Origin of the sequence: Streptomyces cynarae, assembly GCF_025642135.1 — a bacterium.
Classification (GTDB): domain Bacteria; phylum Actinomycetota; class Actinomycetes; order Streptomycetales; family Streptomycetaceae; genus Streptomyces; species Streptomyces cynarae.
In genome coordinates this window covers 2,318,167-2,331,301 of record NZ_CP106793.1, presented here as the reverse complement: position 1 = coordinate 2,331,301, position 13,135 = coordinate 2,318,167, and the positions used below count along the sequence as shown (strand labels likewise).

At 69.6% G+C, this 13,135-nt stretch carries 11 protein-coding genes; 7 read left to right on the top strand and 4 right to left on the bottom strand.

Annotation, left to right across the window (positions count from 1 at the left end):
• Positions 1-87: 87 nt before the first annotated feature.
• Positions 88-642, bottom strand: coding sequence for a methylated-DNA--[protein]-cysteine S-methyltransferase (locus N8I84_RS10950; protein WP_200423317.1), 555 nt, complete (start codon positions 640-642; stop codon positions 88-90).
• 77 nt (positions 643-719) lie between these two features.
• Positions 720-1,592 (bottom strand): glycerophosphodiester phosphodiesterase, encoded by an 873-nt coding sequence (locus N8I84_RS10945; protein WP_263229338.1) that lies wholly within the window; start codon positions 1,590-1,592, stop codon positions 720-722.
• 276 nt (positions 1,593-1,868) lie between these two features.
• On the opposite strand from N8I84_RS10945, the gene N8I84_RS10940 reads away from it, so the two are divergent.
• From N8I84_RS10940 to N8I84_RS10915, 6 genes are all read left to right on the top strand, one after another.
• The gene (locus N8I84_RS10940) at positions 1,869-2,738 is read left to right on the top strand and encodes an MHYT domain-containing protein (RefSeq protein ID WP_263229337.1); all 870 of its coding nucleotides are present in this window, start codon (positions 1,869-1,871) and stop codon (positions 2,736-2,738) included.
• Between the two features lie 40 nt (positions 2,739-2,778).
• Entirely contained in the window at positions 2,779-4,923 is a 2,145-nt protein-coding gene (gene uvrB, locus N8I84_RS10935) for an excinuclease ABC subunit UvrB (RefSeq protein WP_263229336.1), read from the top strand.
• Between the two features lie 158 nt (positions 4,924-5,081).
• Positions 5,082-5,660 carry a TerD family protein gene (locus N8I84_RS10930; protein WP_200423313.1) on the top strand — a complete coding sequence of 193 codons (579 nt, stop codon included), beginning with the start codon at positions 5,082-5,084 and terminating at the stop codon, positions 5,658-5,660.
• A 45-nt stretch (positions 5,661-5,705) separates the two neighbouring features.
• Complete coding sequence (locus N8I84_RS10925) at positions 5,706-7,661, top strand: TerD family protein (protein WP_263229335.1); 1,956 nt, start codon at positions 5,706-5,708, stop codon at positions 7,659-7,661.
• A 287-nt stretch (positions 7,662-7,948) separates the two neighbouring features.
• Positions 7,949-8,953, top strand: coding sequence for a TerC family protein (locus N8I84_RS10920; RefSeq protein ID WP_449334039.1), 1,005 nt, complete (start codon positions 7,949-7,951; stop codon positions 8,951-8,953).
• A 214-nt stretch (positions 8,954-9,167) separates the two neighbouring features.
• Entirely contained in the window at positions 9,168-10,268 is a 1,101-nt protein-coding gene (locus N8I84_RS10915) for a calcium:proton antiporter (RefSeq protein ID WP_263229333.1), read from the top strand.
• 39 nt (positions 10,269-10,307) lie between these two features.
• On the opposite strand, the gene N8I84_RS10910 is transcribed toward N8I84_RS10915, so the two are convergent.
• Positions 10,308-11,585 (bottom strand): MFS transporter, encoded by a 1,278-nt coding sequence (locus N8I84_RS10910; RefSeq protein ID WP_263229332.1) that lies wholly within the window; start codon positions 11,583-11,585, stop codon positions 10,308-10,310.
• Positions 11,586-11,876: 291 nt separating this feature from the next.
• Here N8I84_RS10910 and aroQ point away from each other — a divergent pair, with 291 nt between their 5' ends.
• On the top strand, positions 11,877-12,350 hold the full coding sequence (gene aroQ, locus N8I84_RS10905; protein ID WP_263229331.1) for a type II 3-dehydroquinate dehydratase: 474 nt from the start codon (positions 11,877-11,879) through the stop codon (positions 12,348-12,350).
• 21 nt (positions 12,351-12,371) lie between these two features.
• On the opposite strand, the gene N8I84_RS10900 is transcribed toward aroQ, so the two are convergent.
• Positions 12,372-13,100, bottom strand: a complete 729-nt coding sequence (locus N8I84_RS10900; protein WP_263234733.1) for an amino acid ABC transporter ATP-binding protein — start codon at positions 13,098-13,100, stop codon at positions 12,372-12,374.
• Between the last annotated feature and the right edge of the window lie 35 nt (positions 13,101-13,135).

Genomic DNA, 13,135 nt, shown 5'->3' with positions numbered 1-13,135 from the left:
TCTCATCTCTGGCGGGCGGCGCACCCGGCCAAACCCTTACGAGGTCCGGAGACAACATCACCTGGGCGCAGAACGGTGCGGACCGGATCAGAACAGCGGTTCCGGCAGGACCCCTTCCAGCGCCAGCAGCTTCCGCTTGGTCTCCAGCCCTCCTCCGAACCCACCGATGCCGCCGCCGCTCTCGACCACGCGGTGGCACGGCACCACCACCGGCAGCGGATTCGATCCCATCGCCACACCCACGGCCTGGGCGGCGCCCGGCTGACCGACCCGGCCGGCCAGGTCGCCGTATCCCACCACCGTGCCGTACGGCACGCCGGAGGCCAGCTCGCGCAGTACCTGGCGGTTGAATCCGGTGATCAGGGACCAGTCCAGGGGCAGCGCGAAGTCGTGCAGCCTGCCTGCGAAGTACGCCGTCACCTGGCGTATCGCCTCTGCCAGCAGCGGTGAGCGGGGGTTCTCCACGGGCTCGGTCCCGAGCCGGGACGCGAGCCGCTCCAGGGCCTTGTCGCGCACGGCGTCCGAGGCGTGGAACACCACGTTCACCAGGCCCTCGCGTGTGGCGGCCAGCAGCAGAGGGCCGATGTCGGTGGGGACGACGGTCCACACCAGTTGCTGCTCGTCCTGCCCATGACTGTCCATGCGCCTACCGTACGGCGCGGCACTGACAACGGCCCCGGGCGCGGACAGGGCGGCGCGGTGCGCCGCGCGCCGCCGATTCAGTGAGCGCCGATCACGGCCTGCACCACATCGGGCGCGTTCGTGATGATGCCGTCCACGCCGAAGCCGCAGACCCGTCGGGCCGCCTCCGCGGTGTCGACGTTCCAGGCGAACACCTTCATCGGCCGGTCGTGCGGTCCATTGAGGGCGTGGACCGCGGAGACGTAGCCGGCGGACAGCTTGGTCTGCGACGAGTTGATCTGGTCGGCGAACCGCGCGTACAGGGGCAGCTCCGTCGTGGGCGGCGTGCCCAGGTAAGCGGTGGTGATCCCTGGGCGCAGGTCGTGGACCATCCGCACGCTGTCCGCGCTGAAGCTCTGGACGATCAGCCGGTTCCTGAGGTGGTCCGCGTCGAGCCAGCCCTCGTTGCCGAGCAGCTTGAGGATCTGCCGCTCGACCCCCGGATACAGTTCCGGGTTCTTGATCTCCAGGAGCAGGCTCTGGTGATGCTGGGACACACGCTCCATGTACTGCTGCAGCGTCGGCACGCGGGCGCCCGTGTACCGGGGGCCGAACCAGCTTCCCGCGTCCAGGTGTGCGATCTCCTCGGCGGTGAAGTCCTTCACCCGCCAGGGCGACCGGTCGGGGAACAGCTGCTTGACGTCGGTCGTGCGCTCCAGCGTCGCGTCGTGGATGACCACGAGCCGGCCGTCTTTGGTGCGCTGCACGTCGTTCTCGACCCACCTGAAGCCCATGGCGGCCGCCTTGTCGACGGCGGCCAGCGTGTTCTCCGGCGCGTACGCCGAAGCGCCGCGGTGGGCGATGACGACCGGGCTCTGATCGCCCGAGGCGCGGGCGTGCGGGGTGGGCAGTATGGCGACGCCGAGCCCGAAGAGGGCCGTGATCGTGGCGGCGGCAACGCGCGCGTACATGCTCACTCCTGGTGTCCGGTTGGTCACGGAATTGCCAGGATGGCAGCACGGAGCCCGGTGGCTCGGACACAGCAGGGACGCAAGTGGACCGGGATTGCCCGACACTGGTCACAGGCGCCGCACAAGTGCGGAAGCGCCGTGATTCTTTGCCGGAAAATCGTTCGACCGCCCCGGTGAGGGTCATACTCTCTGCCTCAGCCCTGACCGTCGTCACGGCCTGGGGACGGGGGTATTTTCCGGAATCAGAGACCATCAGGGTGGGAAGGGCAGCCGCGCATGCAGGGCACCGTCGACGGCTTCAGCTACGGACTCGTCACACCGGTGGTGGCGTACCTCATGGCCAGCCTCGGCGGCGCGCTCGGTCTGCGCTGCACCACCAGATCGATGCTGGTCGCCCAGTCCTGGCGGGCCGGCTGGCTCGCCCTGGGATCGGCCGCCATCGGGTCCGGCATATGGACCATGCACTTCGTCGCCATGATGGGTTTCACCGTCAAGGAGACCCCCATCCACTACGACAGGGCGATCACCTTCGCGAGCCTCGGCGTCGCCATCGTCATGGTGGGGATCGGCGTCTTCATCGTGGGCTACCGGGGCGCGACCGGAGTGGCGCTCTTCACCGGCGGCACCATCACCGGTCTGGGCATCGCCTCGATGCACTATCTGGGCATGGCCGGGATGCGCCTGCACGGCGTGCTCGAGTACAACACCCTCACAGTCGCCGCCTCCGTCGTCATAGCGGTGGTCGCCGCGACCGCCGCTCTGTGGGCCGCCGGACAGGTCCGTGGATTTCTCTGGAGCATCGGCGCGAGCCTCGTCATGGGACTCGCCGTCAGCGGCATGCACTACACCGGCATGGCCGCCGTCAGCGTCCACCTGCACGGCGCCGCCGGAAGCCCGGGCGGCGACTCGCCCGCGACCCTGCTCGCCCCCATGATGATCGGCCCGATCGTCTTCCTGGTCCTGGCCGGCGTGGTCGTGCTCTTCGACCCGATGATGGTCATGGGCAAGCCCGGACGGATCGTCGAGCGCAAGCCCGGCGTACCGGCTCACCCCGAGCCGGCCCCCACGGGCATGGGACGCCGTCCGCTGTCCCGCTCCGGCCCGCGCGCCGGACACCGGAGCTCCCGCACCCCTCAGAACTTGTGACCGGCCCCCGTTGTCAGTGCGGGGTCGTACGGTTGATTCCATGCGGCCCGTTTCACAGATCGAACGCACGGTGGCGCCCTTCGAGGTCGTCAGCCCCTACCAGCCCAGCGGTGACCAGCCCACGGCCATCGCCGAGCTGGAAAAGCGCATCCGCGCAGGTGAGAAGGATGTCGTCCTGCTGGGCGCGACCGGCACCGGCAAGTCCGCGACCACCGCGTGGATGATCGAGAGGCTTCAGCGTCCCACCTTGGTGATGGCGCCGAACAAGACGCTGGCCGCCCAGCTGGCCAACGAGTTCCGCGAGCTGTTGCCGAACAATGCGGTCGAGTACTTCGTCTCGTACTACGACTACTACCAGCCCGAGGCATACGTCCCCCAGTCGGACACGTACATCGAGAAGGACTCCTCGATCAACGAGGAGGTGGAGCGCCTGCGCCACTCCGCCACCAACTCGCTGCTCACCCGTCGTGACGTGGTCGTGGTCGCCTCCGTTTCCTGCATCTACGGCCTCGGTACTCCTCAGGAGTACGTGGACCGGATGGTCAGCCTCAGAGTCGGCGACGAGATCGACCGCGACGAGCTGCTGCGCCGCTTCGTCGACATCCAGTACACGCGCAACGACATGGCGTTCACGCGCGGCACCTTCCGGGTGCGCGGCGACACCATCGAGATCTTCCCGGTCTACGAGGAGCTGGCCGTCCGGATCGAGATGTTCGGCGACGAGATCGAGGCCCTGTCCACCCTCCACCCGCTGACCGGCGAGGTCATCAGCGACGACGAGCAGCTGTACGTCTTCCCGGCCTCCCACTACATCGCCGGCCCCGAGCGCATGGAGCGGGCCATCAGGGGCATCGAGAAGGAGCTGGAGGAGCGCCTCGCCGAGCTGGAGAAGCAGGGCAAGCTCCTCGAGGCCCAGCGGCTGCGGATGCGCACGACGTACGACATCGAGATGCTCCGCCAGATCGGCACCTGCTCCGGGGTGGAGAACTACTCGATGCACTTCGACGACCGCGAGCCCGGCTCCGCGCCGAACACGCTGCTGGACTACTTCCCGGAGGACTTCCTGCTCGTCATCGACGAGTCGCACGTCACCGTGCCGCAGATCGGTGCCATGTACGAGGGTGACGCCTCCCGCAAGCGCACCCTCGTCGAGCACGGCTTCCGGCTGCCCTCCGCACTGGACAACCGCCCGCTGAAGTGGGAGGAGTTCCAGGAGCGCATCGGCCAGACCGTGTACCTGTCGGCAACCCCGGGAACGTACGAGCTGTCCCGCTCGGACGGCGTCGTCGAGCAGATCATCCGCCCCACCGGCCTCGTAGATCCCGAGGTGGTGGTCAAGCCCACCGAAGGCCAGATCGACGACCTGGTGCACGAGATCCGCAAGCGCACCGAGAAGGACGAGCGCGTCCTGGTCACCACGCTCACCAAGAAGATGGCCGAGGACCTCACCGACTACTTCCTGGAGCTCGGGATCCAGGTGCGCTACCTGCACAGCGACGTCGACACCTTGCGCCGTGTCGAGTTGCTGCGGGAGCTGCGGTCGGGCGAGTTCGACGTCCTGGTCGGCATCAACCTCCTCAGGGAGGGACTCGACCTTCCGGAGGTCTCCCTGGTGGCGATCCTCGACGCTGACAAGGAGGGCTTCCTGCGCTCGGGCACCTCGCTCATCCAGACCATCGGCCGCGCGGCGCGCAACGTCTCCGGCCAGGTCCACATGTACGCCGACAAGATCACCCCGGCGATGGAGAAGGCCATCGACGAGACCAACCGCCGCCGGGAGAAGCAGGTCGCGTACAACACGGCGAACGGCATCGATCCGCAGCCGCTCCGCAAGAAGATCAACGACATCGTGGCGCAGATCGCCCGCGAGGACGTCGACACGGAACAGCTGCTGGGCACGGGCTACCGCAACGCGAAGGACGGCAAGGGCACCAAGAGCCCGGTGCCCGCACTCGCCAACCACGCGGTCAAGGGGGTCAAGCCGGCCAAGGGCAAGGCGAAGGCCAAGGAGACGGTCCCGACCGACCGCCCGGCCGCCGAACTCGCCGAGCAGATCGAGGAGCTGACCGAACGGATGCGGGCCGCCGCCGCGGACCTGCGGTTCGAGATCGCGGCCCGGCTGCGCGACGAAGTCTCCGAGATGAAGAAGGAACTGCGCCAGATGAGGGAGGCGGGGCTGGCCTGACGTCCCCACCACGGTGCCGGACCCCGGTACGCGCCTGGTGTGTTGCAAGACCGACACAAAGCGCGAGCCGGGGTTCGGCACTGTCAGTGCCGCTGCGTAGGGTTTTGACATCCGCGGAGTCCGCGGCCAACAGGGGACGCTCGAGAGGGGAACAGCGCGTGACCGTCAACTTGACCAAGGGTCAGGCCATCAGTCTTCAGAAGAACGACGGAGGCACGCTGACCGCGGTGCGCATGGGGCTCGGCTGGCAGGCCGCTCCCCGACGCGGGCTGTTCGGTTCGCGCACCCGGGAGATCGACCTGGACGCGTCAGCGGTCCTGTTCGCGGACAAGCAGCCCGTGGACGTGGTCTTCTTCCGCCACCTCGTGAGCGACGACGGTTCCGTCCGGCACACCGGTGACAACCTCGTCGGTGGTGTGGGCCAGGGCGGCGACGACGAGGCGATCCTTGTCGACCTCCAGCGCGTCCCGGTCCACATCGACCAGATCGTCTTCACCGTGAACTCGTTCACGGGCCAGACGTTCCAGGAGGTGCAGAACGCGTTCTGCCGCCTCGTCGACGAGACCAACGGCCAGGAACTGGCCCGCTACACACTCGCGGGCGGCGGCGCCTACACCGCGCAGATCATGGCGAAGGTGCACCGTGCGGGCGGGAGCTGGACGATGACGGCTCTCGGCACCCCGGCCAACGGCCGCACCTTCCAGGACCTCATGCCGGCGATCCTGCCGCACCTGTAGGCGGCCGGACGCCCGGCACAAGAAGCGACGCAGGGGGACGAGGCGATGACGGCCGAGCTGGTCCGGGGACAGAACCATCCGCTTCCCCAGGTCCGACTTGAGGTCCGGGTGTCGGCCGGCACGCCGATCGTGGCCGGGGCCACGCTCAGCGACGAGCAGGGCAGAGTGCCCGGCACCGAGTGGGTCGCCCATCCGGGAAAGCCCATCCTGCCGGGTCTGGAGGTCTCCAGGCAGGCGGCAGCCGACCACCGCCTCGCCTTCGACCTGGACGCCCTCCCGGAGCGCGCGCATCGCGTCACGGTGCTGCTGGCCCTGCCGACCGGCATCGGCGGCCCGGTGCGATTCGGCGCCGTCGCCGCCCCCTCGCTGGCGGTCACCGGCCTCGACGGCTCCCAGGTCGCCACCTACCGCATCACCGGTCTGGACTCCGAGTCCGCCGTCATCGCACTGGAGATCTACCGCAGGCAGGGCGACTGGAAGGTGCGTGCGGTCGGCCAGGGATATGCGGGCGGGCTCGCCGCGCTCTTCACGGACCAGAGCCTGCCCGAAGCCCGGCAACTCGCGGACGGCATCAACGAAGCGGTGGTGCAGGGCCTGGCCCGCTCGGTGGCCCCGCCTCCGCCGCGCCTGCCCAAGGGCGACCGCACACGGCAGGCGACCGCCCCCGCGCCTCCCCAGGGGCCACCCGGCACCGTGGCGCCGGCGCAGCACCAGGGGCCTGTCGGCGTACCGCAGCAGGGGTCCCCGTACGACGTCACCGACGCCCCGGTCCCTGTCGCACAGCCCGCTCTGAGCGGGCCGGTCGACTACCGCCACCCCGGCCGCCAGGCCACGCCGCCGCCCCCGCCCTCCGAGCCGGCCGGTCAGGCCGCGCAGCCGGTCGCGGGCGACGCGACGGGCTGGTCCATGGAGGAGCGCCTGTACAACCAGGTGTGGGGCATGTTCGAGGACCTGGCGCGTACGGTGGCCGCGTACCGCAGCGCCGTCGACTTCGCCGACTCGCGTCTTGAGCAGGAGCTGGACAAGGCCCTGGCCGATCCGCGCGCCCGCCTCGGCGGGCAGGGCGATGCCGCACGCGACGCGGCCCAGGCCAAGCACACCCACCTCGTCAACCAGGCGAGAGCCGCGCTCGACCGTGACCTCACCCAGCTCATCGCCGAGTCCGACGTCGTCGAACCGGCGCTGCCTGAGGCGTTCGCACGCTGGGACAGCCCCGTCTGGCAGGGTTACCGGGTACCGAGGGACCTCCCCATGGCCGTGCGCCTCGGCGATCTGCAGTTGCCCGAGAGCGAGAGCCTCCGCATTCCCATGCTGGTCAGGCTGCCACTGCAGCGCGGTCTGTGGATCGACAGCGGCCGTTCCGGATCCCCCGACCCGCTCGTGGACCCGGACGAGCTGCGCCGCCTCGCCATGGATGTGGCGGTCACGCAGGCGGCCCGGCTGCTTGCCGTGTACCCGCCCGGCGCGTTCGCGGTGCACGTCATCGACCCGGCGGGCTCGGGCGTTTCCGCGCTCGCGCCCCTCGTGCACTCCGGGGTGCTCGCCACTGCGCCCGCCGGCGGTGCCTCGGGGGTGGCCGACGTGCTGACCCGGCTCACCCAGCGCGTCGACCTGGTGCAGATGGCGGTGCGGGGCGGCGCGTCCGACTCCCTGCCGCCCGGCCTCGACACGGCCCAGCAACTGCTGATCGTCAACGACTTCCCCCACGGCTTCGACGACCGGGCCGTGAACCAGCTGCGCTACCTTGCGGACGAAGGCCCGGACGTCGGTGTCCATTTGATGATGGTCGCCGACCGGGAGGACGCGGCCGCCTACGGACCGCTGCTCGACCCGCTCTGGCGATCACTGCTGCGGCTCACCCCGGTGCCCGACGACCATCTCGCGGACCCCTGGGTCGGGCACGCCTGGACCTACGAGCCCCCGAGGCTTCCGAAGGGCAGCCAGGTGCTCGACCGAGTGCTCACCCGGGTCGCCGAGGCCCGTCGCTCCTGGAACCGCTGAGGCGTCTCTCTCTGCCCGCTGGTCTACGGACAGGTACTTGACCAGGCGCTTTGACCTTTCTTTTGCCAATTCCTTTACCTTTCCTTGGTAATTCGGGTACTGTTGCTGGCACGGAGGGGAGTACTCCCTATCTGTTGCGGCGCGCCCGTCAGTACGGATCAGGCCAGATCCCGGGGCGTCGGCCCACGGCACCGGGCGCATCACGCGCCTCGCGACGGTGGGTGGAAGAGACCTCCGGTGGCGACGACGCCGACATTTGCCGTGACGTACGTACTGCCGGAGGCGCAGTGGATGTTTCGATGACCCTGTGGGTCCTGACCATCGTGGGCCTTGCCGCCCTGATCGCGGTCGACTTCTTCATCGGCCGCAAGCCGCACGACGTATCGATCAAGGAAGCCGGGATCTGGACGGTCGTCTGGATCGCCCTCGCCGGCCTGTTCGGCATGGGCCTGCTCGTCTTCGGCGGCGGCCAGCCCGCCGGGGAGTTCTTCGCCGGCTTCATCACCGAGAAGTCGCTGAGCGTCGACAACCTCTTCGTCTTCGTCCTGATCATGGCGAAGTTCGCGGTGCCGTCGCAGTACCAGCAGCGCGTGCTACTCGTCGGGGTGCTCATAGCCCTGGTCCTGCGGGCGGTCTTCATCGCCGCGGGCGCCGCGATCATCGCGTCCTTCTCCTGGGTCTTCTACCTGTTCGGCGCGTTCCTGATCTGGACCGCCTGGAAGCTGATACAGGAGGCGAGGGCCGATGAGGAGGACGAGGAGTACGAGGAGAACAAGCTGCTGAAGGCCGCCGAGCGCCGCTTCGGCGTTGCCGACCGTTACCACGGCACCAAGCTGTGGATACGGCAGAACGGCAAGCGGGTCATGACGCCGATGCTGGTCGTGATGCTCGCGATCGGCACCACCGACGTGCTGTTCGCCCTCGACTCCATCCCGGCGATCTTCGGCCTGACGCAGGACCCGTACATCGTCTTCACGGCCAACGCGTTCGCGCTGATGGGTCTGAGGCAGCTGTACTTCCTCATCGGCGGCCTGCTCAGGAAGCTGGTCCACCTGTCCTACGGCCTGTCGATCATCCTGGGCTTCATCGGCGTCAAGCTGGTGCTGCACGCGCTCCACGAGTCCGGGATCCACGTCCCCGAGATCTCCATCCCGGTCTCCCTCGGCGTGATCTGTGCCGTCCTGATCGTCACGACGATCACCAGCCTGATGGCCTCCCGGAAACAGGAGGCGGCGGCTGACGCCACGCACAAGGCCACACAGAGCGCTGCCGAGGACAGCGTCGAAGCCTGACGCGTCCCGGCCGATACGGCTCACAGGGGTGCCCAGCACCTTGCCGGGCACCCCTCCGGAGACAGTGCGAGGTGAGGAGCGTTCACGGCGCGGGGACGCACCCTGGAGGTGCCATGACCGACTCGGTGACGTTCATACAGGCCCCGGCCACCATCGGGACACGGTGGGCAGGAGCCGGAATGCGGGCTCCGGGCGTGTCTGCGACGATCGCCGCATGATCGTGGGGCTTCGGTCGGTCGCGGCGCGGTGGACGGCCGTCGTGCCGGTGGCCGCCGTGGTCCTGCTGGCCCTCACCTGGGGCCGTGCCGTGCCCGGCGCGGTCGTCGCGGTGATCACGTTCGTGCTCGCCGCGTCCGTGCTGGCCGCGGTCCACCATGCCGAAGTGGTCGCGCACCGGGTCGGTGAGCCTTTCGGCTCGCTCGTTCTCGCCGTCGCCGTCACGATCATCGAGGTGGGGCTCATCGTCGCCCTGATGGCGGACGGCGGAGCCAAGAGCGCGAGCCTGGCCCGGGACACCGTCTTCGCGGCCGTAATGATCACTTGCAACGGCGTCGTCGGACTGTGCCTGCTCGTCGCCTCACTGCGCCACGGAATCGCGGTCTTCAACCCCGAGGGCACCGGCGCGGCCCTGGCCACCGTCGCGACGCTCGCCACCCTCAGCCTGGTCCTGCCGACGTTCACCACCAGCAAGCCCGGCCCGGAGTTCTCCTCGCCCCAGCTCACCTTCGCCGCGCTCTCCTCACTGGTGTTGTACGGCCTGTTCGTGGCGACCCAGACCGTGCGCCACCGCGACTACTTCCTCCCCATCACCCGGCAGGGAGAGGTGATCCACGCGGACGACCACGCTGAAGCGCCGTCCGCGCGTACCGCCGCCGTCAGCCTGGGCCTGCTCGGCCTCGCCCTCGTCGGGGTAGTCGGGCTCGCCAAGGGGGTGTCTCCCACGATCGAATCCGGGGTGGCGGCGGCCGGGATGCCGCAGGCCGTCGTCGGGGTCGTCATCGCGCTGCTCGTGCTGCTGCCCGAGACCATCGCCGCGCTGCGGTCGGCGCGCCGCGACCGGGTGCAGACCAGCCTCAACCTCGCTCTCGGGTCCGCGCTGGCCAGCATCGGCCTGACCATCCCCGCGGTCGCCCTGGCGAGCGTATGGCTCCCCGGACCGCTCGTCCTGGGTCTCGGCCCGGTGCACATGGTGCTGCTGGCGTTGACCGTGGTCGTGAGCTCTCTGACGGTGGTTCCCGGGCGAGCCACGCCGCTTCAGGGCGGTGTTCATCTGGTGGTGTTCGCGGCGTACCTGGAACTGGCGGTCAATCCGTAGCCGGGGCACGACAGGCGACGATCGTCGGGCCGCAGCGCCTCATCCGGGAGTCGGCTCCGACACCGGCACCTGCACTTGTACCGGGCGGGTCTCCGGCAGCAGTGCGAAGCACCCGAGGCTGAGCAGGGCCACCGCCGTCAGGTAGGCGCCGACACCCCAGGGCACCCGGCCCCCGCGCTCGGCCAGTGTGGTGGCCACGATCGGGGTGAGGGCGCCGCCGAGCACGCCGCCCAGGTTGTAGCCCACGGCCGCACCCGTGCAGCGCACCCGGGGTTCGAACAGCTCCGGCAGATACGCGGCGATCACGGCGAACATCGTGATGAGGGCGAGCCCCGCGCCCAGAAACCCCACGGACATCAGCAGGGGCTCGCCCGTGGCGAGCAACGCCACCATGGGGAACATCCACAGCGCGGTGCAGGCACAGCCCGTCAGACACAGCGGACGCCGCCCGTAGCGGTCACCCACGAGGGCGAACAGGGGGGTCAGGACCCCCTGCACCGCGACGGTGGCCATGACACAGGCCAGCATGACCGTACGGCTCACGCCGAGCCGCTCTGTGGCGTACGCCAGGGACCACGTCGTCGTGGTGTAGAAGACCGCGTACCCGATCGCGAGTGCGCCGGCCGTCAGCAGGACGAGCCGCCAGTGGCGGCGCACGACCTCGACGAGCGGCACGCGCGCGTGGTCGTCGATGTCCAGGAAGAGAGGGCTCTCGGCGAGCGAACTGCGCAGCCACAGGCCTGTCGTCGCGAGCACCCCAGCCGCCCAGAAGGGAATCCGCCACCCCCAGGAGGCGAACTGCGCGTCCGACAGCGTCGCCGACAGCCCCAGCATCACGCCATTGGCCAGCAAGAAACCCAGCGACGGGCCGATCTGCGGAAAGCTGGACCACAACACGCGACGCCCGGCGGGAGCGTGCTCAACGGTCAGCAGCACGGCACCGCCCCACTCTCCGCCGAGCCCCAGACCTTGCAGAAAGCGCAGGACCAGAAGGAGCACGGGTGCGGCCGTACCGATCGCCTCGTACGTCGGAAGGCAGCCGACCGCCACCGTCGCCGTGCCGGTCAGCACCAGGGAGGCGATGAGAACCGGCCGTCTCCCGCGCCGGTCGCCGATGTGCCCGAACAGCACCGAGCCGAGCGGTCGCGCCACGAAGCCGACCCCGAAGGTGCCGAACGCCGCCAGTGTGCCCGCCACCGGGGAGAACGTCGGGAAGAACAGGGGGCCAAGGACCAGGGCGGCCGCGGTCCCGTAGACGAAGAAGTCGTAGAACTCGACGGCGGTTCCGGCGAGCGAGGCGGCCGCGAGCCGGAGCATGGAAGGAGCCGTTACTGAACGTGCATCGTACATGCCGGATCAACTACCCGACGTAACTCCTTGCTACGGGGGCGCACGGGGGCTCGGTGCCGCGACCGATGGGTCGGGCGTGCGCCCGAGCGAACGGCGCGGTCAGTGGGTGCGGTGATGCTCCACGCGGGATCCCTCCGCGCGCATGGCACCTGGCCCAGCCCGCACCGGCCGGGTCACGCGCTCGGCGCATCGTGATAGACCGGGGGCTGATCAGCGGTCCGCGAAGGACCGGAAGACCTGAAACGGACCGGAGGAAATGTGCCCCGCACTCTCGCCGACGCCCCGATCATGATCCTCAACGGCCCCAATCTGAACCTTCTCGGGCAACGCCAGCCGGAGATCTACGGCTCCGACACGCTCGCGGACGTCGAGGCGCTGTGCGTGAAGGCGGCGGCCGCCTACGGCGGCACGGTGGACTTCCGGCAGTCCAACCACGAGGGCGAGTTGGTGGAGTGGATCCACGAGGCGCGCCTGAACCACGCCGGGATCGTGATCAACCCGGCCGCCTACTCGCACACCTCCGTCGCGATCCTCGATGCCCTCAACACCTGTGACGGACTGCCGGTGGTGGAGGTCCACATCTCCAACATCCACCAGCGTGAGCAGTTCCGGCACCACTCCTACGTCTCCCTGAGGGCCGACGGGGTCATCGCCGGGTGCGGGGTGCAGGGGTACGCGTTCGCGGTGGAGCGGGTCGCGACGCTCGCGGGGGCGGGGCGGACGGAGGTGTGACCTCGGGGGAGTGACCCTGCCTCAGAGCCGCCCCGCCTCCACGATCCGGTGCAGGAAGCGCCGTGTGCGCTCCTGCTGCGGATCGCCGAAGACCTGCTCGGCCGTACCGCGCTCCAGGACCACGCCGCCCTCCAGGAAGCAGACCTGGTCCGCGACCTCGCGGGCGAAGCCCATCTCGTGGGTGGCGAGCACCATGGTCATGCCGTCGTCCTTCAGGTCCCGGACGACACTGAGGACCTCGCCCACGAGCTCCGGGTCGAGGGCCGCGGTGATCTCGTCCAGAAGCAGCAACCGGGGGCGTACGGCCAGCGCCCGCACGATCGCGACGCGCTGCTGCTGGCCGCCGCTCAGCCGGTCCGGGTACTCGGTCGCCTTGGCGGCGAGTCCGAGCCGCTCCAGCAACTCGCGGGCGTGCTCCTCGGCCGCCGCCCGCGCGACGCCGTGCACCCGGCGCGGGGCGAGCGTGATGTTCTCCAGGACGGTCAGGTGCGGAAAGAGGTTGTACGCCTGGAAGACGACGCCGATCCGGCGCCGTACGGCGTCCTGGTCGACACGCGGGTCGGTGATCTCCTCGCCGTCGAGCCAGATGGCGCCGTCGTCGATCTCCTCCAGGAGGTTCGCGCAGCGCAGCAGCGTCGACTTGCCCGAGCCGGAGGCGCCGATGAGGGCCGTCACCGTGTGCGGGGCGACCTCCAGATCGACGTTCCGCAGAACCACCGAAGCGCCGAAGGTCTTGCGGACGGACTCCATGCGCAGCACGGGGCCGCCGCCCGGCGCACCGGCTG

What these genes read in the sequence shown, in the direction of transcription:
- N8I84_RS10950 (WP_200423317.1), bottom strand. Translation starts at nt 642, where the DNA reads ATGGACAGTCATGGGCAGGACGAGCAGCAACTGGTGTGGACCGTCGTC.
- N8I84_RS10945 (WP_263229338.1), bottom strand. Translation starts at nt 1,592, where the DNA reads ATGTACGCGCGCGTTGCCGCCGCCACGATCACGGCCCTCTTCGGGCTC.
- N8I84_RS10940 (WP_263229337.1), top strand. Translation starts at nt 1,869, where the DNA reads ATGCAGGGCACCGTCGACGGCTTCAGCTACGGACTCGTCACACCGGTG.
- uvrB (WP_263229336.1), top strand. Translation starts at nt 2,779, where the DNA reads ATGCGGCCCGTTTCACAGATCGAACGCACGGTGGCGCCCTTCGAGGTC.
- N8I84_RS10925 (WP_263229335.1), top strand. Translation starts at nt 5,706, where the DNA reads ATGACGGCCGAGCTGGTCCGGGGACAGAACCATCCGCTTCCCCAGGTC.
- N8I84_RS10915 (WP_263229333.1), top strand. Translation starts at nt 9,168, where the DNA reads ATGATCGTGGGGCTTCGGTCGGTCGCGGCGCGGTGGACGGCCGTCGTG.
- N8I84_RS10910 (WP_263229332.1), bottom strand. Translation starts at nt 11,585, where the DNA reads ATGCTCCGGCTCGCGGCCGCCTCGCTCGCCGGAACCGCCGTCGAGTTC.
- N8I84_RS10900 (WP_263234733.1), bottom strand. Translation starts at nt 13,100, where the DNA reads ATGGAGTCCGTCCGCAAGACCTTCGGCGCTTCGGTGGTTCTGCGGAAC.